The organism is Agrobacterium vitis, assembly GCF_014926405.1.
In the GTDB taxonomy this organism is placed as follows: Bacteria; Pseudomonadota; Alphaproteobacteria; order Rhizobiales; family Rhizobiaceae; genus Allorhizobium; species Allorhizobium vitis_H.
In genome coordinates, this window is record NZ_JACXXJ020000005.1 from 218,809 (window position 1) to 245,692 (window position 26,884).

21 protein-coding genes are annotated in these 26,884 nt (G+C 57.9%); 14 read left to right on the forward strand and 7 right to left on the reverse strand.

All coding sequences use genetic code 11. The annotated features are described in order from the left end of the window. Window positions 1-19: 19 nt before the first annotated feature. Window positions 20-487, forward strand: a complete 468-nt coding sequence (locus tag IEI95_RS12095; RefSeq protein ID WP_015917100.1) for an Hsp20 family protein — start codon at window positions 20-22, stop codon at window positions 485-487. Window positions 488-574: 87 nt separating this feature from the next. On the opposite strand, the gene IEI95_RS12100 is transcribed toward IEI95_RS12095, so the two are convergent. Beyond that, entirely contained in the window at window positions 575-1,621 is a 1,047-nt protein-coding gene (locus IEI95_RS12100; RefSeq protein WP_194416482.1) for a threonine aldolase family protein, read from the reverse strand. 587 nt (window positions 1,622-2,208) lie between these two features. Here IEI95_RS12100 and gltB point away from each other — a divergent pair. The 6 genes from gltB to IEI95_RS12130 all read left to right on the forward strand — a co-directional run bounded on the left by gltB (window position 2,209) and on the right by IEI95_RS12130 (window position 11,585). After that, window positions 2,209-6,930, forward strand: coding sequence for a glutamate synthase large subunit (gltB, locus tag IEI95_RS12105; protein WP_194416483.1), 4,722 nt, complete (start codon window positions 2,209-2,211; stop codon window positions 6,928-6,930). Window positions 6,931-6,987: 57 nt separating this feature from the next. Next, complete coding sequence (locus IEI95_RS12110; protein WP_234624502.1) at window positions 6,988-7,257, forward strand: antitoxin; 270 nt, start codon at window positions 6,988-6,990, stop codon at window positions 7,255-7,257. Next, the gene (locus tag IEI95_RS12115; protein ID WP_070153594.1) at window positions 7,254-7,652 is read left to right on the forward strand and encodes a type II toxin-antitoxin system VapC family toxin; all 399 of its coding nucleotides are present in this window, start codon (window positions 7,254-7,256) and stop codon (window positions 7,650-7,652) included. The genes IEI95_RS12110 and IEI95_RS12115 overlap by 4 nt, the downstream gene beginning before the upstream one ends. 18 nt (window positions 7,653-7,670) lie before the next feature. Beyond that, window positions 7,671-7,829 carry a hypothetical protein gene (locus IEI95_RS12120; protein ID WP_156533758.1) on the forward strand — a complete coding sequence of 53 codons (159 nt, stop codon included), beginning with the start codon at window positions 7,671-7,673 and terminating at the stop codon, window positions 7,827-7,829. A gap of 11 nt (window positions 7,830-7,840) precedes the next feature. Then, window positions 7,841-9,295, forward strand: coding sequence for a glutamate synthase subunit beta (gene gltD / locus IEI95_RS12125; RefSeq protein ID WP_087729179.1), 1,455 nt, complete (start codon window positions 7,841-7,843; stop codon window positions 9,293-9,295). A gap of 355 nt (window positions 9,296-9,650) precedes the next feature. Next, complete coding sequence (locus IEI95_RS12130; RefSeq protein WP_156533760.1) at window positions 9,651-11,585, forward strand: HAMP domain-containing methyl-accepting chemotaxis protein; 1,935 nt, start codon at window positions 9,651-9,653, stop codon at window positions 11,583-11,585. A 180-nt stretch (window positions 11,586-11,765) separates the two neighbouring features. Here the strand turns inward: IEI95_RS12130 and IEI95_RS12135 are convergent, their stop codons facing one another. Beyond that, a complete protein-coding gene (locus IEI95_RS12135; RefSeq protein WP_156533762.1) occupies window positions 11,766-12,989 on the reverse strand; it encodes an SGNH/GDSL hydrolase family protein in 1,224 nt (407 codons plus the stop codon). A 45-nt stretch (window positions 12,990-13,034) separates the two neighbouring features. Next, a complete protein-coding gene (locus IEI95_RS12140) occupies window positions 13,035-14,252 on the reverse strand; it encodes a lytic murein transglycosylase (protein ID WP_156533764.1) in 1,218 nt (405 codons plus the stop codon). A 257-nt stretch (window positions 14,253-14,509) separates the two neighbouring features. Here IEI95_RS12140 and galU point away from each other — a divergent pair, with 257 nt between their 5' ends. Next, a complete protein-coding gene (galU, locus tag IEI95_RS12145) occupies window positions 14,510-15,397 on the forward strand; it encodes a UTP--glucose-1-phosphate uridylyltransferase GalU (RefSeq protein ID WP_015917091.1) in 888 nt (295 codons plus the stop codon). Window positions 15,398-15,459: 62 nt separating this feature from the next. On the opposite strand, the gene IEI95_RS12150 is transcribed toward galU, so the two are convergent. Further along, window positions 15,460-16,977: an outer membrane beta-barrel protein gene (locus IEI95_RS12150; RefSeq protein WP_156533766.1), complete on the reverse strand. Its 1,518-nt coding sequence runs from the start codon at window positions 16,975-16,977 to the stop codon at window positions 15,460-15,462. A gap of 207 nt (window positions 16,978-17,184) precedes the next feature. Here IEI95_RS12150 and IEI95_RS12155 point away from each other — a divergent pair, with 207 nt between their 5' ends. Continuing rightward, complete coding sequence (locus IEI95_RS12155) at window positions 17,185-18,180, forward strand: KpsF/GutQ family sugar-phosphate isomerase (RefSeq protein ID WP_070166997.1); 996 nt, start codon at window positions 17,185-17,187, stop codon at window positions 18,178-18,180. A 244-nt stretch (window positions 18,181-18,424) separates the two neighbouring features. Here IEI95_RS12155 and IEI95_RS12160 read toward each other — a convergent pair whose 3' ends face one another. Beyond that, entirely contained in the window at window positions 18,425-18,883 is a 459-nt protein-coding gene (locus IEI95_RS12160; RefSeq protein ID WP_156533768.1) for an NfeD family protein, read from the reverse strand. A 6-nt stretch (window positions 18,884-18,889) separates the two neighbouring features. Beyond that, complete coding sequence (locus IEI95_RS12165) at window positions 18,890-19,924, reverse strand: SPFH domain-containing protein (RefSeq protein ID WP_156533770.1); 1,035 nt, start codon at window positions 19,922-19,924, stop codon at window positions 18,890-18,892. Between the two features lie 197 nt (window positions 19,925-20,121). On the opposite strand from IEI95_RS12165, the gene queC reads away from it, so the two are divergent. From queC to IEI95_RS12185, 4 genes are all read left to right on the forward strand, one after another. Further along, entirely contained in the window at window positions 20,122-20,829 is a 708-nt protein-coding gene (queC, locus tag IEI95_RS12170; RefSeq protein ID WP_156533772.1) for a 7-cyano-7-deazaguanine synthase QueC, read from the forward strand. A 4-nt stretch (window positions 20,830-20,833) separates the two neighbouring features. Next, on the forward strand, window positions 20,834-21,190 hold the full coding sequence (queD, locus tag IEI95_RS12175; RefSeq protein ID WP_156533774.1) for a 6-carboxytetrahydropterin synthase QueD: 357 nt from the start codon (window positions 20,834-20,836) through the stop codon (window positions 21,188-21,190). Further along, window positions 21,169-21,936 (forward strand): 7-carboxy-7-deazaguanine synthase QueE, encoded by a 768-nt coding sequence (gene queE / locus IEI95_RS12180; protein ID WP_194417286.1) that lies wholly within the window; start codon window positions 21,169-21,171, stop codon window positions 21,934-21,936. The genes queD and queE overlap by 22 nt, the downstream gene beginning before the upstream one ends. Before the next feature lie 88 nt (window positions 21,937-22,024). Further along, on the forward strand, window positions 22,025-23,239 hold the full coding sequence (locus IEI95_RS12185; protein WP_156537086.1) for a hypothetical protein: 1,215 nt from the start codon (window positions 22,025-22,027) through the stop codon (window positions 23,237-23,239). A gap of 82 nt (window positions 23,240-23,321) precedes the next feature. On the opposite strand, the gene IEI95_RS12190 is transcribed toward IEI95_RS12185, so the two are convergent. After that, a complete protein-coding gene (locus IEI95_RS12190; RefSeq protein ID WP_156533780.1) occupies window positions 23,322-25,355 on the reverse strand; it encodes a methyl-accepting chemotaxis protein in 2,034 nt (677 codons plus the stop codon). Between the two features lie 227 nt (window positions 25,356-25,582). On the opposite strand from IEI95_RS12190, the gene IEI95_RS12195 reads away from it, so the two are divergent. Next, a complete protein-coding gene (locus IEI95_RS12195) occupies window positions 25,583-26,827 on the forward strand; it encodes a hypothetical protein (protein ID WP_156533783.1) in 1,245 nt (414 codons plus the stop codon). The last annotated feature ends 57 nt before the right edge of the window (window positions 26,828-26,884 follow it).

Below are 26,884 nucleotides of genomic sequence, written 5' to 3' on the forward strand. Positions count from 1 at the left end.
GCTTCTCAGGAGGACATCTATGCGTCACGTTGATTTTTCCCCGCTCTATCGCTCCACTGTCGGCTTCGACCGCCTGTTCACCATGCTGGACAGCCTGGGTCAGCCGGATCAGGCCCAGAGCTATCCGCCCTATAATATCGAGCGGACGGGGGACAATACCTACCGGATCACCATGGCCGTTGCCGGCTTCGATGAAACCGAACTCAGCATCGAGGCCCATGCGCATGTGCTGGCGGTCAAGGGTGAAAAGGCCCAGGAAGACCAGGCCGAACAGACCGAGTTTCTGTATCGCGGCATTGCCAAGCGCGGGTTCGAGCGTCGTTTCCAGCTTGCCGACCATGTCGAGGTGACCAATGCCTCGCTGAAGAACGGCCTGCTGCATATCGATCTGCTGCGCAATATTCCCGAAGCCATGAAGCCGCGCCGCATCGCCATTGCCAGCGAACCGGTCGAGGCGCCCAAGGCCATCGAGTCTCGCGTCGTCTGATCCGGGTCTGGAAGACATGAAGAAGGGCGGCTTGGGGCCGCCCTTTTGCGTTTGGGGTGTTCGTCGACGCTGTCAGTCTTGAAATGTTCACAGGATGTCGAGAAACTGATCGACATCCTGCTCTGTCGTGGCAAAGCTTGTTACCAGCCGGATTAGGACATTGTCTTGCCCGACCAATCCGGGCTCATCGCGGGGTGCCAGCCATTCGTAGAATTTCGCGCCGCGGGCCTCGGCCTGCCTGGCGGCATCCTTGCCGATCACCGCAAAGACTTCGTTGCTTTCGGTTTGCCAGGCCAGACGGGCCTTGTTGTTTTTGCTGAGACCGGCGCGCATCCGCTCAGCCATGGCATTGGCGTGGCGGGCCAGATCCAGCCACAGATCATCCTTGAAATAGGCTTCCAGCTGGGCGGAAACGAAGCGGGTCTTGGAAAACAGCTGCGCCGACCGCTTGCGGATATAGGGCATTTCCTCGGCCATGTCTGGGTTGAAGAACACGATGGCTTCCACGCACCAGCAGCCATTCTTGGTGCCACCGAAGGAGAGAATATCGACGCCGCGCTTCCAGGTCATTTCGGCGGGGGTGGCATCCAGCGCCACCAGCGCATTGGCAAAACGGGCGCCGTCCATGTGCAGAGGCAGGGATTTGGCGCGGGCAATGGCGCTGATGGTCGAGATCTCGTCCAGTGTATAGATGGTGCCGGCTTCGGTCGCCTGGGTGATCGTTACCGCCATGGGTCGGCCCTGATGGACGGAAGGCGTGTCAAAGCGCGAGACGGCGGTGTGGAGGGCTGCCGCACTCATCTTGCCGTCGCCGCCCTCGACCGGATAGAGCCGACTGGCATTTGCCAGATACTCCGGCGCGCCACCTTCATCGGCATTCACATGTGCGTCGAAATGGCAGAAGGTGACGCCACCGGCCCGCGCCACACTGGCCAGCGCCAGCGAATTGGCCGCCGTGCCGGTGCCAACGAAGAACACCGAGACATCGCGTTCGAAAATCTGGTTGAAATGCGCTTCGACGCGCCGGTCAAGATCGCTGGTGCCATAGGCGCTGGCATAGCCCGCCGCTTCCTTCATCAGACTTTCGGCAATGGCGGGATGGGCTCCGGCCCAATTATCGGATGCAAAGAACATGATGGCTTCCTGATTGGCTGTAGCGCTTGTTTATGGCGTGATGGAGACCCTAACGATTTTGCTGCCGTGTTCAATCCGGCCTAGTCATCCGTCGCGGGCCTGACCGATTATCACCAGCACAATTGTCTTCGTATTCACCGCTCCAGATTGGTTTCCTGCGCAAACACCTCAACGGACGAAAGAATCATGCGGCAGATCGCTAAAAAAGACAGATTCTGTCGCGTCATCACCCGGCTTTTTGAGCCGATGGCTTGCGAAGCCGATTTGTTTCTGCCATATAGATTGCAGAAATAGGTCAATGAAACTGACATATTTTCGGAAATCGAGTGGCAGGTTTTGGTTTTCTAGGCCTTTCGTCCTGGCTCTCTTGCGCTATACTCACCGGGATATCTGCTTTTGCAGCGGTCGAGAGAAGCTGTGCAGAAAGGTCAGGTTTGTGACCTGTTTTGCACATGGCAAGCGGGGCGCCTTTAAAATCTGGCCCCTGGTTTGGGCAGCGATAAGCCCCCGTCGGTATTCGATTTTGTCAAATAGCTGTGTGCCGGATCGGATAGTTTCGACCGGACGGTTCAACTGGAGGGAAAACGATGACGCAGATGATGCCATCCGAAGCAATCGTGGCGGCCGATGCGACGCAGGCGACAGCCGGTGCCGGTACGCTAAAGCGTTATGGTCTTCCGCAAAAGCAGGGCCTCTACGATCCGCGCAACGAGCATGATGCCTGCGGCGTCGGCTTCATCGCCCATATGAAGGGTGAGAAGTCGCACCAGATCGTCCGCGACGGCCTGTTCATTCTTGAAAACCTCACCCATCGCGGCGCGGTTGGCGCCGATCCGCTGATGGGCGACGGCGCTGGCATTCTGGTACAGATCCCCGACCGGTTTTTCCGCGAGGAAATGGCTGCCCAGGGCGTCATTCTGCCCAAGGCTGGCGAATATGCCGTCGGACATTTCTTCTTCCCCGCCGATGAAGAGCAGATCGCCCATTTCAAGAAGGTGATCACCGATGTCTGTCTGACCGAGGGCCAGCACCTGCTTGGCTATCGCGATGTGCCGGTCGATAATTCCTCGCTGTCCAAGGCCCCTGACATTGCCGCAACTGAGCCGCGCCAGATTCAGGTGTTCATTGGTGCTGGCCGCGATGCCGCGACCCAGGACGCTTTCGAGCGCCGGTTGTTCTTGCTGCGCAAGGTGATTTCCAACCGGATTTATGACGAGTTTGGCGGCCAGGAAACCGGCTTCTATCCGGTGTCGCTGTCGTCTTCGACCATCGTCTACAAGGGCATGTTCCTCGCCTATCAGGTGGCTGCTTATTATAAGGATCTCGCCGATCCGCGCTTCGAATCGGCTGTGGCCCTGGTGCATCAGCGCTTTTCCACCAACACATTCCCGTCGTGGAAGCTGGCGCATCCTTACCGGATGGTCGCCCATAACGGCGAAATCAACACGCTGCGCGGCAATGTCAACTGGATGGCGGCCCGCCAGGCGTCGGTCTCGTCGCCGCTGTTCGGGGACGATATTTCCAAGCTCTGGCCGATTTCCTATGAGGGCCAGTCGGACACGGCCTGTTTCGATAATGCGCTCGAATTCCTGATCCGTGGCGGCTATTCCATGGCGCATGCGGTGATGATGCTGATCCCGGAAGCCTGGGCTGGCAACCAGTTGATGAGCAAGGAGCGCAAGGCGTTTTACGAATACCATGCAGCCCTGATGGAGCCATGGGACGGCCCTGCCGCCGTGGCCTTCACCGATGGCCGCCAGATCGGCGCGACGCTGGACCGCAACGGTCTGCGTCCAGCCCGCTATCTGGTCACCGATGACGACCGGATCATCATGGCGTCGGAGGCTGGCACGCTGCCGGTGCCGGAAGAGAAGATCGTCAAGAAGTGGCGCTTGCAGCCGGGCAAGATGCTGCTGATCGACATGGAAAAGGGCCGGATCGTTTCCGATGAGGAAGTGAAGTCGGATCTGGCTGGCAGCCTTCCCTACCGGGAATGGCTGGATCGTACCCAGTTGATCCTCGAGGATCTGAAGCCGGTTGAGCCACGGGCGCTGCGCCGCGATGTGTCGCTGCTCGACCGTCAGCAGGCCTTCGGCTACACGTTGGAAGATACCCGCATCCTGATGTCGCCAATGGCGACCACCGGTCAGGAAGCCATCGGCTCGATGGGCACCGACACGCCGATTTCGGCGATGTCGTCGAAGTCGAAGCTGCTTTATACCTATTTCAAGCAGAATTTTGCCCAGGTCACCAACCCGCCGATCGATCCGATCCGCGAGGAGCTGGTGATGAGCCTGGTGTCCTTCATCGGCCCGCGCCCCAACATTCTCGATCATGAGGGGGCGGCCCGCGCCAAGCGGCTGGAAGTGCGCCAGCCGATCCTGACCAATGGCGATCTCGAAAAGATCCGCTCCATCGGCCATACCGAGGACCGCTTCGACACCAAGACGCTCGACTTCACCTATGATGTGGAGCGTGGTGCCGAAGGCATGCCCGAAATGCTCGACCGGCTTTGCGAGCGCGCCGAAGCCGCAGTGCGCGGCGGCTATAACATTATCGTACTATCGGACCGGCAGATCGGCCCTGATCGTATCGCCATCCCCGCGCTGCTGGCCACGGCTGCCGTGCATCATCACCTGATCCGCAAGGGTCTGCGCACCTCGGTCGGCCTGGTGGTGGAAACTGGCGAACCGCGCGAAGTGCATCATTTCTGCTGTCTGGCGGGCTATGGCGCGGAAGCCATTAACCCCTATCTGGCCTTCGACACGCTGCTGGACATGCACAAGCATGGCGAATTCCCCAGGGAAGTCGATGCCAGCGAAGTGGTCTATCGCTATATCAAGGCGGTCGGTAAGGGCATTCTCAAGGTCATGTCCAAGATGGGCATTTCCACTTACCAGTCTTATTGCGGCGCGCAGATTTTCGATGCCATCGGGTTGAATTCGCAGCTGATCGATCAGTATTTCTTCGGCACGGCCTCCAACATTGAAGGCATTGGCCTGGCCGAGATTGCCCAGGAAACCGTGGCTCGCCATCATTCCGCCTTCGGCAAGGACCCGATCCTGGCGACCTCGCTGGATATCGGCGGCGAATATGCCTACCGCCTGCGCGGTGAAAACCATGCCTGGAGCCCGGATTCGATTGCCTCGCTGCAACATGCCGTGCGTGGCAATTCGCAGGAGCGCTACCGCGAATTCGCGGCCATGGTCAATGAAAGCGCCTTGCGGATGAACAGCATTCGCGGTCTGTTCAAGATCAAGAAGGCCGCCGATCAGGGACGCCAGCCGATTTCGGTCGATGAGGTCGAGCCGGCCGTTGACATCGTCAAGCGCTTCTCCACGGGTGCCATGTCGTTCGGCTCGATCAGCCGTGAAGCGCACACGACGCTGGCCATCGCCATGAACCGCATCGGCGGCAAGTCGAACACGGGTGAGGGCGGCGAAGAGAGCGACCGCTACCTGCCGTTGTTAAACGGTTCGCCCAACCCGGAACGGTCCGCCATCAAGCAGATCGCCTCTGGCCGGTTCGGCGTGACCACCGAATATCTCGTCAATGCCGATATGCTGCAAATCAAGGTGGCGCAGGGTGCCAAGCCCGGCGAGGGCGGACAATTGCCCGGCCACAAGGTGGATGCGACGGTTGCCAAGACCCGGCATTCCACACCGGGCGTCGGCCTGATTTCGCCGCCGCCGCATCACGACATCTACTCCATCGAAGATCTGGCGCAGCTGATCTACGACCTGAAGAACGTCAACCCGGCAGCGGATGTTTCGGTCAAGCTGGTATCGGAAGTCGGCGTCGGCACGGTGGCCGCAGGCGTTGCCAAGGCCCGCGCCGACCATATCACCGTGTCCGGCTTTGATGGCGGCACGGGTGCCTCGCCCTTGACCTCGCTGAAGCACGCCGGTTCGCCTTGGGAAATCGGCCTGGCCGAAACCCAGCAGACGCTGGTCATGAACGGTCTTCGCTCGCGCGTTGCTTTGCAGGTTGATGGTGGTCTGAAGACCGGTCGTGACGTCATTATTGGCGCATTGCTCGGCGCTGACGAATTCGGTTTTGCCACCGCACCGCTGATTGCCGCAGGCTGCATCATGATGCGCAAGTGCCATCTCAACACCTGCCCGGTCGGCGTCGCCACCCAGGACCCGGTTCTGCGCAAGCGCTTCAAGGGTACGGCGGAGCATGTCATCAACTACTTCTTCTTTGTCGCCGAAGAAGTGCGCGAAATCCTCGCCTCGCTGGGCTTTGCCAAGCTGGATGACATTATCGGCGCCTCGGAGCTTCTGGAAAAGAACGATATGCTGGCCCATTGGAAGGCCGAGGGTCTCGATTTCTCGAAGATCTTCCACAAGGTCGATGCGCCCAAGGAAGCCACCTACTGGACGGAGCGCCAGCATCATCCCATCGAAGATGTGCTGGACCGCCGGTTGATCGAAAAGTCGATGCCTGCGCTGGAAAGCAAACAGCCCGTGGTTTTCGAGGTCGATATCAAGAATGTGGACCGCTCAGCCGGTGCCATGCTGTCGGGTGAACTTGCCAAGCGCTGGGGCCATAAGGGCCTCAAGGACGATACTGTTCATGTGACGCTGAACGGCACGGCGGGCCAGTCCTTCGGGGCGTTTCTGTCGCGCGGCATCACCTTCGATCTGGTCGGTGACGGCAATGACTATGTCGGCAAGGGTCTGTCCGGTGGCCGGATCATCGTGCGCCCGCCGGAAAATTCAAGGATCGTCGCCGAACACTCGATCATCGTCGGCAATACCGTGCTTTACGGCGCGATTGCCGGGGAATGCTATTTCCGCGGCGTGGCGGGCGAACGGTTCGCGGTGCGCAATTCCGGCGCGATTGCGGTTGTCGAAGGTGTCGGCGATCACGGCTGCGAATACATGACGGGCGGCGTGGTGGTGGTGCTCGGTGAAACGGGCCGCAACTTCGCAGCCGGCATGTCCGGCGGTGTAGCTTACGTCCTTGATGAACAGGGCGATTTCGCCAAGCGCTGCAACATGGCGATGGTGGAACTGGAACCGGTGCCGGAAGAAGATGACATGCTGGAAAAGCTGCATCACCATGGCGGCGACCTGATGCACAAGGGTCTGGTGGACGTGTCGGAAGACATGACCCGCCATGACGAGGAGCGGCTCTATCAACTGATCTCCAACCATCTGCATTATACCGGCTCGAACCGCGCCAAGCAGATCCTCGACAACTGGGCCGATTACCGTCCGAAATTCCGTAAGGTCATGCCGGTCGAATATCGCCGGGCGCTGGAGGAAATGGAACGGATGCGCATGGGCGTTGCCGCCGAATAGTTTTATGTTTAGCAGTCTTGTGATATGACATTGTCATATCACAAGATGGAGGTGGCCATGTTTCCGGTATCAAAGGAGCGTAAGGCAAAGATATTCATGAACGGGAGAAGCCGTGCTGTGCGGATACCAAGCGACTTCGATCTCTCCGGAGATGAAGTCGTTATCCGACAGGAGGCGGATGGCGTAATCACCATTCAACCCGCTCGTCAGAAGCGATCACCAGGCGGGTTGATAGAGTGGCTTCGACAAGCGGAACCGCTCGGCCAAGACTTTCCTGAGATAGATGATCAGCCTCTTCAGGAGATTGATCTGGATCTTCCCGAATGAGTTACCTGTTCGATACCAACGCGATTTCGGAATTCATCCGAAATCCAGATGGCAAAACCGCGAAAAAGGTGGCTGCTCTCAAAGAGGGTGAATTGAGAACGAGCCTGATCGTGGCGGCCGAACTGAGATACGGGGTAGCCAAGAAGGGCTCAGAGCGTTTGGTCCGGCTCATCGAGACAGTTTTGTCCGAATTCGAGGTTATGCCTTGGGAGGCGCCGGCCGATGTTCACTATGCTGCGCTCAGGGACAGTCTGAGCCGCCGTGGGCAACCGATAGGCGATATGGATATGCTGATTGCGGCACACGCACTCGCCTTGGATGCTGTGCTTGTGACGGATAATGAAAGAGAATTTTCCCGAGTTCCGGGATTGAAGATCGAGAATTGGCTGCGATAGCGGCGGAGAAGAAGCAGAATGCGCAAGATGCACGTCTTTGTTTCCATCATGCTTGGCTTAGCGGTTCCGACCTTTGGCTATCTAGTCAACGGTTCGATTGGACTGGAGTTCATTGTGTTGGGGGCGATTATCGGCCTCGCCTACTGGTATTGGGGGCCTCTGGGCCTACCGTTTTGAAAGGGTAAGACATGGGCAAGGTTACAGGTTTCATGGAAATCGACCGGCAGGTGGCGAAGTATCAGCCGGCCTCCGACCGCATCCGGCATTTCCGCGAATTCACCATTCCGATGTCGGAACCGGAAGTACAGAAGCAGGCGGCGCGCTGCATGGATTGCGGCATTCCCTATTGCCACGGCCCGACCGGCTGTCCGGTGCATAACCAGATCCCCGACTGGAACGATCTAGTTTATAACGGCAAGTGGGAAGAGGCGATCCGCAACCTGCATTCCACCAATAACTTCCCTGAATTCACCGGGCGCGTTTGCCCGGCGCCTTGCGAGGAAGCCTGCACGCTGAACCTGGAGGATGCGCCGGTCTCGATCAAGACCGTTGAGCAGGCAATCGCCGACAAGGCCTATGAACTTGGCTTCATCGTGCCGCAACCGGCCACGATCCATACCGGCAAGAAGGTGGCGATCATTGGGTCTGGCCCGTCAGGCATGGCGGCCGCCCAGCAGCTTGGTCGGGCCGGGCATGACGTGCATGTCTATGAGCGCGAAACCAAGCCGGGCGGTCTGCTGCGCTACGGCATTCCTGATTTCAAGATGGAGAAGAACTTCATCGACCGCCGCGTCGAGCAGATGAAGGGCGAAGGCGTCACCTTCCATTGCGGCGTCAATGTCGGTGTCGATGTAACGGTGGAAAAGCTGTTGGCCGATTACGATGCCGTCCTCTATTGCGGCGGCTCGGAAACCCCACGCGAAGCCGGCATTCCCGGCGTCGACCTGCACGGCGTCTATGATGCCATGCCCTATCTGGTCCAGCAGAACCGCCGGGTGGGCCGTGAAAACATCGACAGCGTTGGCTGGCCGTCCGAGCCGATCATCGCCGGTGGCAAGCATGTCGTGGTGGTCGGGGGCGGTGATACCGCGTCTGACTGCGTCGGCACGGCTTTCCGCCAGGGCGCTGTGAAGGTTACCCAGCTCGACATCCGTCCGCGTCCGCCGCAGACGGAAGACAAGCTAGCCGTCTGGCCGTTCTGGGCCACCAAGATGCGCACCTCCTCCAGCCAGGCCGAAGGCGCTGTGCGCGAGTTCCAGGTGGGAACGCTCGGATTCGTTGGCGAAGATGGCATGCTGACCGGTGTCAAATGCTGCCAGGTGGATGACCGTCGCCAGCCGATCGCTGGTTCGGAATTCATCATCAAGGCCGATCTCGCCTTCATCGCCATCGGCTTTTCCGGCCCCTTCACCGACAGCGTCGTCAAGGAGCTCGACGGCAAGCTGGACCTCAATACCGACCGGCGCGGCTCGACCAATGTTATCGCCAATGACAAGGACTACCGCACCTCCGTCGATAAATTCTGGGCAGCTGGCGACGTGCGCCGTGGCCAGTCACTGGTGGTCTGGGCGATCCGCGAAGGCCGCCAGGCAGCCCGCGCCATCGATGAAGCGCTGATGGGTGTCACAGTTCTTCCGCGCTGAGTTTAGCCTGTTCGGATCTCTATAAGGGGGCTTTCAGCCCCCTTTTTTGTTGGCTATGGGGTCAGGCCACGCAAGGTCTATCGTCAAGTGATAGGGATAGCGTGCAACTTAAGAGTTTTATTTTATTCAGAAATATCTATGTCTTTCCCTGCGTAAAATCCAATAATTGTCCTAGTAATATCAATGGGAAAACTCATATTTTGACCTCAGTTTTAGGTTTGTTTTCACATATTTACCTTTGATAAATTAATGCCTTTTAAATCATGGATACAACCTATTGTAGCCCTCATGACGAGACGCTTTTCCTGTAGCAGCCTATCCAGATGTTTGGATTCCTGCCGACACGAGATCCCAAATGTCATTTCTCGACAATCTGAAAATTAAAACGAAGATTTTGTCTGTTGTGATTTCAATCTGTGCATTGGGCATTGGCGCTTCTGCCATTCTGTCGCAAGGCTTGAATGCGGTTGATAAGGAATATTCCGCTTTTATTGATCAGGACGCAGGCTCGCTTATGATGGTCGCGCGTTCAAGTCAGAGGCTGATGGCACTCGGCTATGACGCTTACCAAATCTTGGTTTATGACGATTCAAGTCCGGAAATTGTCAGGGCGAAAAAGGATTATGATGAGAGCGTTAAGCGCATTATCGACATGATCGATGAGGCAATCGCCCTTGATCCTGCGAAGGCCAACCGGCTCGCTGCAATTCGTACACGCTATGAGGCGATCATCACGATAACATCCAAAGTCATTGACCTGGATGCTAAAAAACAAGATACCGAAGCCCGCGCCGAATTAAGGCAGGCAGATAAGCTGATAGCCGAGACAGTTGACGAGACACGCCGATGGGTGGTCGATGGTGCAAAAGAACTGTCCGATAAAAGTACGTTGATCTCGAATGAGACGCGCAATACAATTATTGCCACGCTTGGCGGCCTGTTTGTGGCGTTTATTCTCGCGATTTTTGCCGCTGTGTGGATCGTCTCTCAGGGCATTACCCGGCCGATCGAACGGTTGCGGCTGCGCATGACGTCTCTTGCCAAGGGCGAAACGCGGGCGGAAATCGATGGCGCCGGACGCGGTGACGAACTTGGACAGATGGCCGCCGCCGTTGCGGTGTTCCGAGACAATGCGCTGGACCGTGAGCGTCTTGAAGCCGAGGCCGAGGCCAGCCGTGGCTTGTCGGAAAAGGAACGCGCCGAGCGCGACGCGCAACGAGCCAAGGATGCCGCCGACACCAAATTTGCTGTGGATGCTCTGGCAGAGGGTCTGACACGCCTGGCTGATGGGGATGTCAGCTATCGTATTGCCGTGCCATTCGTGGCTGGCCTTGATGGGTTGCGGTCGAATTTCAACAGCTCTGTCCAGAAGTTGCAGCAGGCGCTGGTGACCGTCAGGCAGAATGCGCGTGGCATTGATGCAGGCGCTAATGAAATCCGCTCTGCCGCTGACGATCTTTCGCATCGGACGGAACAGCAGGCGGCTTCCGTGGAAGAAACGGCAGCGGCACTGGAGCAGATTACCACGACGGTCAAGGATTCGACCCGGCGCGCCGAAGAAGCTGGCATTCTGGTGTCCAAAACACGCGATGGTGCGGAACGCTCCGGCGATGTTGTGCGCAAGGCGGTTGCCGCCATGCAGGAGATCGAAAGATCCTCTGGCGAAATCAGCAATATCATTGGTGTTATCGATGAGATCGCTTTTCAGACCAATCTTCTGGCGCTGAATGCTGGTGTTGAGGCCGCCCGCGCGGGGGAAGCTGGCAAGGGTTTTGCCGTTGTGGCGCAAGAGGTGCGCGAACTGGCGCAACGCTCCGCCAATGCGGCAAAGGACATCAAGGGCCTGATCGTCTCTTCAGGCCAGCAGGTGCAGGCCGGGGTGCAGCTGGTGGCTGAAACCGGCTCTTCGCTCGAAACCATTGTCGGTGAGGTCCAGGAAATCAACCGGCATGTCACAGCGATTGTCGAGGCCGCCCGCGAGCAATCGGTCGGACTTCAGGAGATCAATACGGCAGTCAATACCATGGACCAGGGTACGCAGCAGAATGCTGCCATGGTGGAGCAGACAACGGCGGCAAGCCACAGCCTTGCCAAAGAGGCTGCAACGTTGAGCGACCTGCTGTCGCGCTTCAAGCTGGAAGATCATGGCAAGGTTGTTGCGTTCGAGCAGACGAATGACATTTCCGCGTCTCGTCCCGCACCGTCGCCTGCCCGGAAATTGACGGAAAAGCTCAGGGGCGCCTTTCATGGATCGGCTGCGGTAAAAGAGAAGGATTGGCAGGATTTTTGACGAGAACCTTTCCCGGAAGACTGACGTCCCGTCTTCCGGGAAAGAACCGCTGGGTGCCTGATCATATCTTTGATCGGCACTCTTCCTGATAGCCCTGTTGAAAACTGCTTCTGGTGGTCGGTGGCGGCTAAAATTTGCCTAGCGTTGTCAGATTCACTCTAAATTTGACAGACTCTCATATTATTGTCTCGGCACGACCAAATTTATATTTGACGGAGACACCAGCCGGTAATCGTCCACCCGGCCTTTCGGTGGTTCGGGCATAATGCCGGTCGAGACCAGCAGGTCGCGGGGCGAGGGGGGCGTTTGGGGCGCTGGCTTTTCAGCGCCGCCCAACAGGTGGTCAGCGCCATCCAGCGCCGGGTCGGAAATTTTCATCGGGGGAATACGGTCGGGGCCGTCAAGCTCTTCTGGTCCGGTAAGGTTCGGCAGGCTGGTCGCATCGAGCCGCACCAGGCCGGGGCTTGCCATATCACCAAGGAATTTGCGGGCCGATTTTTCCAGGTAGAAGGCCATCTTGCGCTTGCCGGCATCGGTCATGCTAATGCCGTCAGGGCCGCGCAACCGGGCCTGCTGGCCGTTGATGTCGGAGCCGGTCAACACGAAGCCGCCGTCCGCATCGACGAAGCCGTCCCAGATGTCGATGAATTCACCGCCTGCCGCTTCCGCGGCCTTGCGGTAGAGCGTGTTGAACTTGATCAGGTCTGCCGACATGCCCGGCGATTTAACCGGTGGCAGGCCGACCCAGATCAGCGGGATCTTCTTTGCTGTCACCAGCTTGGCAATGGCGTCGATCCGCTTTTGATATTCGGCAAACCAGGCATCGGAGGGAAAACGCTGGTCGCCCCCACCGGGTGTCATCTGCTGGCGGTCATTGGCGCCAAGCTCGACGATCACCAAAGCCGGTTTCGTCTCCTCCAGCATTTTCGGCAATTGCCGGCGCCAGTCAAAATAATCGTCCCGCACCAGGCCGGAAGACCCGTTGCTGCGGGTCTCGATGACAGTGCCGGGCGCATCGGCAAAGGCCTGCTGCAAGCCGTCACCGATGGCGCTGGCAAAGAAATCGCCGACAACAAGGATTTTCTGAGCGTTGTTGATCTTGGCGGGAGCCGCCTCTTGTGGCGGGGCTGAAACCGGGACGGGACGTGGCCGTGCCGGTGTGGCGGGAGCGGTGGCGGCAGGTTTCTTGCGGCTGCGCGGCCCTGCCGGGCGCGGCGCGGCGGGATATTGCCGTTCATAGCGGCTGTCGTCCGAGCGGCTGCCAAACAGCATGTCGAGCAGCGTGCGGCGGCGGGGATAATCCTGTGCCAGGGCCGGGCCAACGACGCTTGTCGCAGCCACGACGATTGCAAGCGCAAAGGTCACATGGCGCCGCACGATCCGGTCTCTGTCTTCACCAGGCATGAGCAGTTTTCCCGTCGCGGCCCGTCAATGGCCGATCGCTCCCTATCAATGCCGCCTGAGCATTTCCAGCAGCGGCTTTGACGGTTCGCCATCGCCCTGCATGCCCAACCGTTGCTGGATGGCGGAAATCGCCGCTTTCGAACCAGAGCCGAAATTGCCGTCCACTTCGCCATTATAATAGCCAAGGGCCTTCATTCGGGTCTGCAACTCGAACTTTTCCTTGATGTCCAGCGTGCCGTCCGGCCGTGGCCATTTCTGTTGCATACCACCATAACCGGCGATTTCGTCGGCAAGAAGACCGACCGCCAGCGCATAGGTATCGGCGGCATTGTATTTCTTGATGGTGAAGAAGTTGGAGGTCATCAGGAACCCCGGACCATTGGCACCGGCCAGCAGTTTCAACTGCGCCCGTTCGCCCGGATTGCGGAAAGCCTTGCCGCCTGGGCGGGTGAAGCCCAGCTTCTGCCACTGGGCCATCGTCAGCGTCTTGCCCGCATATTTTCCAGCCCCTGCGGGCACGACGGCTTCATAGCCCCAGGTCCGTCCACTATCCCAGCCGTTCTTGGCCAGAAGATTGGCCGAGGTCGCCAGCGCATCGGGAATAGAATTCCAGATATCCTTATGGCCATTGCCATCGGCATCGACCGCATACAGCAGGTAGCTGGTCGGGATGAACTGGGTGTGGCCCATGGCGCCAGCCCAGGAGCCAGTCATTTCCTTCGGGCTCACATCGCCGTTTTGCAGGATTTTCAAGGCGGCGATCAGCTGTTTACGGGCAAAACCGCCGCGTTTGGGATCGGCATAGCCAAGGGTGGCCAGCGCCTGCGGCACGTAATGCAGCCGGTCATCCTTGGCGAGAACCGCGCCGTAATTGCTTTCCATCGACCAGATCGCCAGCAGAATATGGCGGTCAACGCCGAAATATTTTTCCAGAGAGGCCAGCGTTCGCCCATGCTTGGCGAGCATTTCCCGACCGATCTTTACGGTATAGGGATTGACGCGGCTATCGAGGTAATCCCAGATTTCCGATTTGAATTCCGGCTGATAGGCCGCCTTGCGCAGCACATCGGGGTCCGGATCCTTGATGCCGGCAAAGGCGCGGTTATAGGTTTGTGCGCTGATGCCCGCAGCAGCAGCCGTGGGATAGAAATCCCGGATCCATTTCTGGAAGCCCGCATCGGCATGGGCATGAAGCGGCGCAAGGCTCGCCATGAGGGAAAAGGCAAGCGCGCGAAGATGGCGCGAGGCGCGTTCTCTGGTCATTGGCATTCTCGTCCGTTCAGCTGGCTGTTGTCTCATCTGTCTATGCTGGTCGACACCGCCTGGTTGTGGCAGTAGGGCAATGCCTGGCTGGAATTGCGCAGGCATGGCCAGTCTGGTTCAGTCTATGACCATAGTCTCAACAAATTCTTTACCAATTTACCAAAATCGCAAACAGAATTGTAATTTCGTTGCAATTCTTTAGTAATCGGCGTTTGTGCGATTGCGTGCATATGTGAAAAATCCTCTAGGAGGGATGTGTGGGACAACTGAAAAAAATTCGTAAAGCCGTGTTTCCGGTTGCCGGTCTTGGAACTCGTTTCCTGCCCGCCACCAAGGCCGTGCCGAAGGAAATGCTGACTGTTGTCGATAAGCCAGTCATCCAATATGTGGTGGATGAGGCCGTGGAAGCCGGGATCGAACATTTCGTGTTTGTCACCGGACGCGGCAAGGGCGTGATTGAAGACTATTTCGATATTCAGTACGAGCTTGAGCAGACCCTGAAGTCGCGCAACAAAAATGCAGAATTGACACTGCTGTCCGAAATCCTGCCCAAGGCAGGCGCCACCAGCTTCACCCGCCAGCAGGAGCCGCTGGGCCTTGGCCATGCGGTGTGGAGCGCTCGCGAAATCGTTGGCGATGAGCCTTTCGCTGTTCTGCTGCCCGATATGATCATGCGCGGCGAGACAGCCTGCATGAAGGGCATGGTCGATCTCTACAACAAGGCTGGCGGCAATATCCTCGCCGTCGAGGAATGTGCGCCCGATCAGGCGCATAAATACGGCATCGTCGGTGTCGGTGAGACGCTGGATGGCGGCTTCAAAATCACTGAAATGGTGGAAAAGCCAGCCAAGGGCACGGCGCCCTCGAACTTCTTCATCAATGGCCGCTATATCCTCCAGCCGGAAATCTTCTCGATTCTGGAAACCCAGGAACGCGGCGCTGGCAACGAGATCCAGTTGACCGACGGCATGTTGAAACTGGCCAAGATTCAGCAATTTGCCGGCTATCACTTCAAGGGCGAAACCTTTGATACGGGCGCCAAGGACGGGTTCATTCTCGCCAATGTCGCCTTCGCCCTGTCGCGTCCCGACCTTCGCGGTCTGGTGGAAGAGCCGATGAAGGCGTTGCTGGCCGCTTTGAAGTAAGCGGTTTTTCAAGCGGACTGAAATTTAAAACGCCGTGCGTCCATCGCGCGGCGTTTTCTTGTTTACCGCCTCAGTTTCAATCCGACGCCTGCCGTCAGGGTCTTGTCGTCCGAACTGCTGTCGCTGGTGGATTTTTCCCAGGTGAGATCGGCGGTGAGATCCAGCCAGCGATTGACTTTGTAAACCAGCCCGCCGCCCGCCGTATAATACATGCCGGTGCTCTGGTTTCCGCCGCGATAATTGCGCCAGGTGGTGCCGCCCGAAAGCTTGGCGATCAGGTTGTCGCGTAATTCATGGGTGACGGCCGCTGTCAGTGCATAGGCAACATCGCCGCTGACGCCTGCGGTGGTTGACGGTTCGATGGAGGTGGCAAGACCCAGATCGACATTGGTGCCGCGCAATGGCGACCACGCGACATTGCCGTCAACAGTCATCGCGCCCAGATCGTCCAGCCGCGCATCATCGAAACTGGCCTGCTTATAGCCAAGCGCGATTTCGCCGCGCAGCTTTTCGCCCATGTCCGAACTGATCCCGGCCTTGGCACCGTAGATATTGCCGGAGCGACGATAGCCGGCGCTATCCTCGGTCTGGTCGTAGCGGGTCTTGCCAGCGGAGACCTCGACAAAGGGCGTCAGAGCCGGGGAGATTTCATAGCCCCACCGCGACGACAATGTGACGGCATTGCGGTTACGGTCGGAATTGGACAGCATGCTGCCATCTGACAGTTTGGCATCGGTATAGACCCAGCGTTCGAAATCCAGCCCGAGCGAGCCCTTCAGGGGACCAACCTGCCGTTCCAGCACAGCGCCGGCGCTGAACTGATTGACGCCCGATTGGACCGTGGCATCGCGCACGGCATTGGGGTCGGTGGTGCTTTCGCGGCTGAAGCCATAGCCTGCCGTCAGCCGGGCGGCCATGTCATCGGCAAAATCCAGCCGCAATGCGGCATCGACGCGACCGGAAGGATCGCTGTCGCGGTCACCGGCAATGCGCTGACGCCATTGCCCGTCACCAGTAATCACCAGTTGATGGCGTGACCAGTCGGAGGTTAGCGTACCCTTTAGCCCATTGTCCCAATAGGTGGTGTTCTGCTTGTCGCTGCCGGTCGATTTGCGCTCGGTGCTGATACCCTGCGACAACTCAGGACGCAGGATCATTGTCCCGACATGGAAACCTGTGCCGTCATCCTCGGTCTTGCGTAGTTGACGCCGTTCGTCGACCGGCGATTCCCTGAGGTTGATGCGGTTGGCGTCCAGCGCATCATTGGTGATCCGGCGGAAACTGTCAGTATCCAGCACGTCTTCTTCGGTATCCGACTTGGCTTTGGTTGTGGCGGTTGACGTGGTAGCGCCTGTCGCTGTCGTATCGGTGGTTGCCGCTGCCTCATCGCTGCTTGTTGTGGAGCCACGCAGGGTGGCAAGGCCCGTGCTTTGCTCAGTCGAGCCCGACGTCAGCTGCTGGGAGAGGGCAGGGCCAGCCCCAGCCGCGACCAGACATGCTGCCAGCAATCCAGCGGAAACCATCGGGTAAAAGCCCGCGCTGTGCTGCCGATCAGTGGGATAGGTCTGGCTGTCCGTCATTGCGGCCTGTCGGGATCTGTCTTCTGAAATAACTCTTGCGGCGATGCTGCCGTTACCGAAAGGTAAATTCCCATGGTTAATTATTCGTTGCGATTAACCATGAACGGGCGTTGCCAGCGTGCAAATAGCCCCGCCAGTCGTCATTTCTTACAGTCTGTACGCAAGGGTGAATGGACAGTTAAGTTCATTAGCGCTATGGACATTGCCATGAACAAGCTGGCTGTAAAACTCGTGGAAGCAAGCGCCATCAAGGCTGCATTGCGTGTCGTCGCTACCGAACAAAGCGGGCTGGCGGCCCTGGAAGAGGCTTTGGCAGGGTATCTTGCCGGGCCGTTTTGCAACGCGATCGATGTTATCGGCAAAAGCTCGGGGCGGGTGATCGTCTCCGGCGTCGGAAAAAGCGGCCATATCGGCGGCAAGATCGCGGCGACCTTTGCCTCCACTGGCACACCGGCTTTCTTCATCCATCCGGCGGAAGCCAATCACGGCGACCTCGGCATGATTGCCCGTGACGATGTGGTCATCGCCCTGTCCTGGGGTGGCGAAAGCACCGAGTTGAATGGCATCTTGTCCTTTACCCGCCGGTTCTCCATTCCGCTGATCGCCATTACCGCCGGTGAGCAATCCACGTTGGCGCGTGAAGCCGATATCGTGCTTTTGATGCCCAAGGTTCAGGAAGCATGCCCGCATGGCTTGGCGCCCACCACCTCCACCATGATGCAGATGGCGCTGGGCGATGCACTGGCGCTGGCGCTATTGGAGGCCCGTGGCTTCGGGCCGAACGATTTCAAGACCTTCCATCCGGGCGGCAAGCTTGGCGCGATGCTGACCCATGTCGGCGACATGATGCATATCGGCGAGGACGTGCCGCTCGTGCCGGAAGGTACCTCGGTGCCGGAAGCGATTATCATGCTGTCGCAGAAGCGTTTCGGCTGCGTCGGCGTGACCGATAGTGCCAACCGGTTGGTCGGCATCATCACCGATGGTGATATTGCCCGTAACCTCAACCGGAATCTTGGTGAGCGGATGGTGGAAGAGGTGATGACCCGTCATCCAAAGACGGTGCATACCGAAACGCTCGCCACCACTGCTATGGCAATCCTCAACCAGCACAATATTTCGGCGCTGTTTGTGACCGATGAAGACGGTGTGCCTGGCGGTATTATCCACTTCCATGATCTGTTGCGGATTGGTGTGGCTTAACGAGTGAGCGATAGCGTCGGCAGGTTTATATTGAACCCGCAGCGTAAAAGACTTTCGGTATTTCGGCTCCGCCGCCCCCTCATCCCCCTGCCGGGACCTTCTCCCCGCTGGGGAGAAGAGGAATAGAGCCGAAAACGTCTTTGGACCTTTTCCGGTGGAAAATGACTTCGGAGTGGAGGAGTCGAGGCGAGACAAAATACGACGTTTCGCTGAAGTACTCGGATTATTTTTTAAATAGGCTTCTTCAAACCGCATCCACGGTCAAATCGCGCCCATGGGCGGCGATGATCTTGACCTGGGTTCCCGTCTCCAGATCCGGTCCCGAGACCGTCCAGAACGTATCATCCAACCTGATCCGGCCACGACCCTCGCGGATCGGTTCCTGGAGTGTGGCGGTTCTCCCGACAAGGCTTGCGGTGCGCTGGTTGAGCAGCGGTTCGTCGCTGCTTCTGGCGTCGGAGCGCAGATATTTACGCCCCATCAGGATGGCGGCGATCGAAAAAGCGCAGAACACCAGCGCTTGAACCTGCCAGGGCCAGAAGGCGTCGCCCCAGAAGGCCAATGAGAGAAGGCCGGTGGCAATGGCGCCCAGCCCGATCCAGATCATGAACATGCCGGGCATGACCAGTTCGACGGCCAGCAGTGCCAGCCCCAGCACCAGCCAGCTCCACGGTCCCCATTGATCGACCAGCGTGGCGAACATGGCGGCTTATTCCTCCGACTTGGCGAAGGGATTGATCGCGGGCGTAGTGCTGACTGTGGTGGTTTTCGGAACGCTTCTGGCTGGTGAGCCAGAGGCACGAGCCGGGTTGGAACTCGCCTGCGGCCCATCGCCTCCGAACACTTCGCGGGCGATGGCGCCAATGCCGCTCAGCGAGCCGATCAGCGATGACGCTTCCATCGGCATCAGCACGATTTTCGAGTTGGAGGCGGTGCCGATTGCGGTCATCGCCTCGGTATATTTCTGGGCGACGAAGTAGTTGATGGCCTGGACGTCACCAGCGGCAATTGCCTCGGAAACCAGGGCCGTCGCCTTGGCTTCGGCTTCAGCTAGACGCTCACGGGCTTCGGCCTCGCGATAGGCGGCTTCCCTCTGGCCTTCAGCCTGGAGGATGGCGGATTGCTTGGCGCCTTCGGCCCGCAGAATCTGGGCATTGCGGAAGCCTTCAGCTTCCAGCACCAGGGCGCGTTTTTCACGCTCGGCTTTCATCTGGCGGCCCATGGCATCGACCAGATCCTTGGGCGGCTGGATATCCTTGATTTCGACTCGGGTGACCTTGATGCCCCAGGGGCGCACGGCTTCATCCACCACCCGCAGCAGCCGGTCGTTAATAACCTCACGGTTGGACAGCAGTTCATCGAGATCCATCGAGCCCATGACCGAGCGGATATTGGTCATGGTCAGGTTGAGAATGGCGTTTTCCAGATTGGCGACCTGATAAGCGGCCTCGGCGGCGTTCAAGACCTGATAGAAGGCCACGGCATCGGCGGAAACGCTGGCATTATCCTTGGTGATGACTTCCTGGGTCGGAACATCCAGCACTTGTTCCATCACATTCATCCTGGCGCCGATGGTCTCAATAAAGGGCGTGATGATGTTGAGGCCCGGTTCCAGCGTGCGGGTATAGCGTCCGAAACGCTCAACCGTATAGCGAAAGCCCTGCGGCACGGTCTTGATCCCGGCAATCAGCACCAGAATCACGAAGCCCACCAGGGCAATAACCAGAATATCAAAGCCGGACATGTCGTCTCCCCGCAGCCATTTTATTGAGCCCTATGTAAGCTTGGCCCCACCCCGTTACCAGTGCCATAGAAAATCTAGGGTCGTTCTCGGGGCAATTACCCGTTCGGGCGGGTTTGCAAAACCTCACTTCTGCGCTATCAGGGCCACGGTTTTCACCACCGGTCGCAGCCTACCCGGAAAAAACAAGGACTAGAACCATGAAAATACTCGTCGTCTGCTCCGGCGGACTCGATTCCGTTTCGCTTGCCGACAAAATGGCAGCGGAGCATGAGTTGATCGGCCTGATCTCCTTCGATTACGGCCAAAGGCACAAAAAAGAGCTGGATTTTGCAGCACTCGCGGCCAAGCGGCTGGGCGTGCTGCACCAGATCATCGACATGACCAATATTGGTGCCAGCCTGACCGGCTCGGCTCTCACAGACGATCTCGACGTTCCCGATGGCCATTATGCCGAGGAGACGATGAAGATCACTGTCGTGCCGAACCGCAATGCCATCATGCTGGCGATTGCCTTCGGGGTGGCCGTGGCCCGTAAGGCTGATGCGGTCGCCTTGGCTGTGCATGGCGGCGACCACTTCATCTATCCCGATTGCCGCCCGGGTTTCATTGATGCGTTCCAGATCATGCAGGCCCATGCGCTGGAGGGCTATGCCGATGTCAAATTGCTGGCCCCGTTCGTGACGGTCTCCAAGGCCGATATCGTCACCGAGGGCGCGAAATACGGCACGCAGTTTGACCAGACATGGTCCTGCTACAAGGGCGGCGCGCGTCATTGCGGCCGGTGCGGCACCTGCGTAGAACGGCGCGAGGCTTTTCATCTGGCTGGCGTCACCGATCCTACCGACTACGAAGACCCGGATTTTTGGGTGAGGGCTACTTCCGGTTTCCAGGCCAGGGAGGTTTGAAACCATGTACCGGATTACCAAGGAATTTCATTTTTCTGCCTCGCACCAGCTGAAAGGCCTGCCCGACGATCATCAATGCGCCCGGCTGCATGGGCATAATTACATCGTCCTGGTTGAATTGTCGGGCGAGGACCTGAATGAGCATGGCTTCCTGCGCGACTATCATGAGCTGAAGGTGTTGAAGACCTATATCGATGAAGCCTTCGATCATCGCCATCTCAATGATGTCTTGGGTCATGACAAGACCACGGCAGAATGCCTGGCCAAGCATTTCTATGACTGGTGCAAGCAGCGCTTTGCCGAGACCTCTGCTGTCAGGGTCAGCGAAACCCAGAAAACCTGGGCGGAGTATCGTCCTTGACCGCGTCGGAAACCGTGATCCGGGTCAGCGAAATCTTCGGGCCGACCATTCAGGGCGAAGGCGTGCTGATCGGCCAACCAACCGTGTTCGTGCGGATGGGCGGCTGCGATTATCGCTGTTCCTGGTGCGATAGTCTGCATGCCGTCGAAAGCCGGTTTCGGGAAGAATGGCTGCCGATGAGCGTCGAGGCCATCTGGGCCGAGGTGGAAAGCCTATCCGGGGGCGTGCCTTTGATGGTGTCGCTATCGGGCGGCAATCCGGCGATCCAGCCGCTGGGCGCGCTGATTGCTCATGGTCATGAGCGGGGTTACCGCTTCGCCCTGGAGACCCAAGGGTCGATTGCCCGCGACTGGTTTGCCGATCTGGATGTGCTGGTGGTGTCGCCCAAGCCGCCTTCGAGCGGCATGGAGACGGATTGGGACGCGCTTTCGCTTTGTCTTGAGAAAGCCACAGCGCGGGGCGAGCAGCAAAGCCCGCTCACGGTGTTGAAGTTCATCGTCTTCGATGAGGCCGACTATGCCTATGCGCGCGATGCCAGCGCCCGGCATCCGCATCTGCCGGTCTATCTCCAGCCCGGCAACCATACACCCCCGCCGCCGGAAGACGATGACGCGGTCATCGACATGGATGGGATCATGACCCGCATGCATTGGCTGGTGGACCGGGTGGTCGAAGACCGCTGGTTTGCCGCCCGTGTGCTGCCGCAACTGCATGTGCTGCTCTGGGGCAACAAGCGCGGCGTGTGAGATATTTTATCCCTTTTGCGTCTTTTTCGTCGTATTTTGACTATCTCTGTGCCATTCTGCTTCCGTGCAAGATGTCGGAGGATTGGCGATGCTTGGAAGTCTGAAAAGCGCATTTGCTGCAAAATCGTTGAAGTTCAAGGATACTGGCAGGGTATCGGCAACCGCCGATGCAAAAGGCAAATACGACAAGAAAGATGCACCACTGTCCGTTACGGATGTTGCGGCGGCATGCCTGGATGTGGCTTTCGGGACAGCCAATGGCGGAAATAGCACCGGCTATGCAGCCTTGGGACAAAGTGTCGCCGAAGCTGGCCGAAACGGATACAAGGCGCGGGGCAATGCCGGAATTTCTGTGCCGCCGAATCCGTTTTTCGTGGCACGTGGTCACAGCAGCGGGGACCTGACCAGTGAAAGCCCTGCGACGCTGAAATATATGCAGCGCCGACGGTACAAGGAAATCGGCAGCAATGCTGTTTCAATCGCCGGTTCGGTGTCGGTTGCAGCATCGATGGGCGCCTTGCCAATCAATGCCCTTTCCGTTGCCAAGCAGGTCAACAGTACGGCATCGACTGCCAGTCACCTGACAAAGCTGAAAATACTGGCAAGCAGGGTGGACGCCGCAAATCAGGGGCAAGCTGATGGCGTGCCGTTGTCGGATATTATTGCCGAAGTCATCAAGCGGAAGATTCACAAATCCGGCATAGAGGGTACGAAACTGGTGACGGGCTCGGTGCCTGTTCTGGGCGAAATCGCTACCGCATCCGTGAATGCCGGTATTAACGGCACCACTTCGGCTTTCAAGACTTTTGACAAGGCGTTCCATGCTAAGTCATGCGCTCGGCTTGCCCTCGAAATTCATTGGCGGGCCTATCAGGAGCAATTCTCTGCCTATTGCCGGACACGCCGTTTGAACCCGGATGATTTTCTGCTTCGAGACGATTATCTCGCCCGTTCCCGTCCGCCGCGGTTGACCGGCATGAACCTGAAGGCCGCCAATGAAGAATTGCGCAAGGCCGACAAGCCACCACGGCTGACCGGCATGGGGCTTTCCCAGGCAAGGCAGGCCTTGGAAGAACATTCACCTCCGGCGTCTCGCTTGCCGTCCTCTGAGTTGAAGACTGTGGTCACAGAGGCCAGGAACAATTTCTATTTCTACCGGGATGCAGGGCCTGCGACTGAGTTGTTCAGTGAGATCTGTTCAAGACGGTCGGTATTGGCCCTGCTTGGGTCCTATGATGTCGGAGCTTTGATCATGGAGCCTGGTGGTTGGGTGGCGCTTACGGACAAGATTGCTTCTCTGTGACCGGCAACCTCTCATTTTTTCCTTAAACCATAGTCAAATCAAACAATTAGTCTATCGATAGCACAGGCGCTGCGCCATTGGCTTAAAACTCCTCCCACTGATCGCGGGATTGAGCGGCAGCTGCACCGCCGCCAAAGGCCTTGGCGACGGCCTTGACCCGTTCGCGGGCCGGAGACGGAGCCGGGCTGCGGGCGGTTAGGTTTGCGGAGACCGGCTGCGGTGCGCTGCGTCGAGGCACAGGCGTAACCTGGCCTTGCTGCCCGGAAATCTTGAAATGGCTGAGCAGGCCGACCAGGCTCTGCGCCTCGTCGGAGAGTGAATGGGTGGAGGCTGAGGTTTCCTCGACCATGGCGGCATTCTGCTGGGTCACCTGATCCATCTGGTTGATGGCGGCGTTGATCTCATGCAGGCCGGTTGCCTGTTCCTTGGCCGCATTGGCGATGGAATGGATATGATCGTTGATCGTCAGCACGCGGCTTTCGATCTTTGCCAGCGCCTCGCCGGTCTTTTGCACCAGCTTGACCCCGCCTTCGACCTCGTGGCCGGATTTGGTGATCAGCGCCTTGATGTCCTTGGCCGCATTGGCGGAGCGTTGCGCCAGTTCGCGCACTTCCTGGGCAACCACCGCAAAACCCTTGCCGGCCTCACCCGCGCGGGCGGCTTCCACACCGGCATTCAGGGCCAGAAGATTGGTCTGGAAGGAAATCTCGTCGATCACGTTGATGATGGTGGAAATTTCCTTGGAAGCGTTTTCGATCCGGCCCATGGCGTCCACGGCTTCGCGCACCACGACGGCGGACTGGGCGGCATTTTCCGTGGCTTCCGTCACGATCCGGCTGGCTTCCTGGGCACGTTCCGAAGAGCCGCGCACCACGACTGTGATCTCGTCGAGCGCTGCCGAAGTTTCCTCCAGAGCCGCGGCTTGCTTTTCGGTGCGCATCGACAATTCGTTGGTGGCATTGCTCAATTGGCCGGTGCTGCCGCTGATGGCGTCCGTCTTGTGGCGGATACTGGAAATCGTGTCGCGCAGGCGCTCAAAGGTGGTGTTGACATTGGCCTGCAATTCGCCGAAGGCACCTCTGAACTGGCCTTGCATTTCCTGGCTCAGATCGCCGCTTGCGAGATTGGCGATGACCCGTCGGGTTTCCGTCACTCCGCGCTCGACGCTTGCGATCAGCTCATTGATATTGTTAGCAAAACGATCAAGATTTGCGTCGGCATAATGGGTGCCGATCCGCTTGCTGAAATCGCCATCGGCGGCGGCTGCGACGACAACGGACATGCTGGATTGCAGGTCATCGCTTTTTGCCCGCAGGGCCGCTTCCTGGGCATTCATGCGGGCGACGTCCTGGCCGTTGCGCTTGAAGGTTTCGACCGCCAAGGCCATGTCGCCGATTTCATCCTTGCGGGTGGCGCCCGGCACGTCGGTTTCGAAATCGCCATTGGCGACACGCTTGATAGCTGCGGTGAGCTGAACGATCGGGCGGCTCAATTGCTTGACACCGATATAGATCCCGAGGCCGACGCCGATCAGGATCGAGATGACCGTCACCGAGACGATCAGGATCATCATGGCTGTCTGGAAGCTGGCGACCGATGCCGTGACCGCCTGGAGTTCTTTCTTGTCGGCGCTGACAACGGCATCCACCTCGGTCTGGAAGGCTTTGCGGTTGGCGCGGTTGGCCTCGTTATTGCCCTGCTCATTGGCGGCCTGCGGACCGACTTCGGTGCCCAAACGGACTGTTTCCGTGCGGAATGTCCGGAATTCCGCTGCCTTGGCAACCATGGATTGGAAGGCTTGCACCTGGGTTTCCGGTATCATTTTCCGCCAGGTTTGAAGCGTGGCATCCATATCATCGAGACTTTTTGTCAGCCCCTTGCCGAACTTGTCGGCATCTTCCTTCGATTTCGCCGCATAGATACCCCGTGATTCCATCACCACCGAGGTGATCAGGCGGTTGAGTCGCTCACCCTGGAAGGCGCGCTCGGATAGATTGAGAACCTGTGCGGTCTTGTTGTCATATCGCAATGTCACGAAAATCCCGATCGCCCCGATCAGGGATGCGGCAAAGCCGAGAATGAAAACAAGTAGATATATTTTCGCATTGATACGCATAGATTCCCCCTCCGCTGAGCCGCGGCAATCTCCTTCGATAGGTCCAATGTAGGGGGGAACAATTAATTATTGCTTTGGAAATCAATCTGACTTTCGCTGTTCCAGAGGGTGGCACAGCCTTGAATTGTCCTTGCAGATTCGGCTTGGATGAGAATACCATTATAAATGGATGTAATTTATATTGCACCCATAGGTGTTGTTTTCTCATTTTTGGAAAGGAGATCTCGATGAAAAAATATCTTGTGATTCTCATCACATCTTTAATAGCAGCGATGTCGTTTGCCTGTTCTGGTTTGGCGCAAACTGTTGCCGATCCGGCGATGACGGCGCCAGATGAAAATTCTTGGACATTGTTTTTGTCTGTCAACGCCAAGGCAAAGACTGAGGGCAGCAATAATGCGCTCTTTGAAACCTGGGCGAGTGACGCGGACACCTTCACTCCCAAGCCAGTTTGGCCACAGGGTGGATCACCGAAGAGTTTGGTACCCAGGGCTCTCAGTCGTCTCTCGCATGGAGCGCCGATAAAAGCACTGCTGGTGCCTGGCGGAAACAACGACCAACCTGGCACGCCAATTGAAGAAGTGCGCCGCAACCATGCGTCATTCGATTATATCGTCAACAACAATCTTTATAAGGTCTCCGGCCTTAAAGCTGCGTTCAGTAAATCAGATAGTATTATTTCTTTTCCGACAGATGCGATCGAAGTGAAGGCCAACTGGGTCGCGGTCGATGGGCTGAAAGCATTCAATGGTTTCAGCGGAACGGCTGCGGATGCCAAGAAGCTCTACCATGTCAATACTGCGGGCGGAAAAGACTATGCTCTGGTCGCCATGCATCTGATTTCCAAGCAGGTTCCAAACTGGACCTGGGCTACCTTCGAGCATCAGGACAATCCCGGACGGTGTGATGTCATCGGTTGCACGGACAGTTTCGGGGCTGTGCCATCCGTCCAGCCACCGTTATCACAGGTTGAATCCACAACGCCATATCCTGCCTGCACCAAGACGCCAGCATTGAAAGCGTTGTTTGCAGGCGCGGATATCGATCCGGCTTACCTTAACTATTGCTTGAAGGGCAGCCAGACGGATACGACAACCGCGACCGGCCTGACCGTGCGCCTCGGCAATTCGGTCACGGAAAAAGGCTTTGTCGCCTATTCTTCCTGTATAACCTGTCATGGCCGTGCCGGTGCTGATTCGAATGGTAAGATGACGTCATTTGCCGGTTTCGATTTGATTTCCGCCAGTCAGCCATTAACGAGTAATGTCGGAAATGCGCCAATTGGACCGATCGAGCCGTCCTGGTTCTGGGTTCCGGGCAATCCGCCTGCGCTTCCTATGCTGGCGGATGGCACCTCAGATCTGACGCGGATCGCTTTGGCTGTGGATTTCGTATGGTCCATTCCGTTCTGCGCCATCGATGATACGGCATCTCCACCACAAACCAAATCGACGTTCTGTGCCACCAAGTAACGTGTAATCAAGCATTGAGCCGGAAAGGGGAAGCCGGTTTTCGGCTCAATGCTAGAG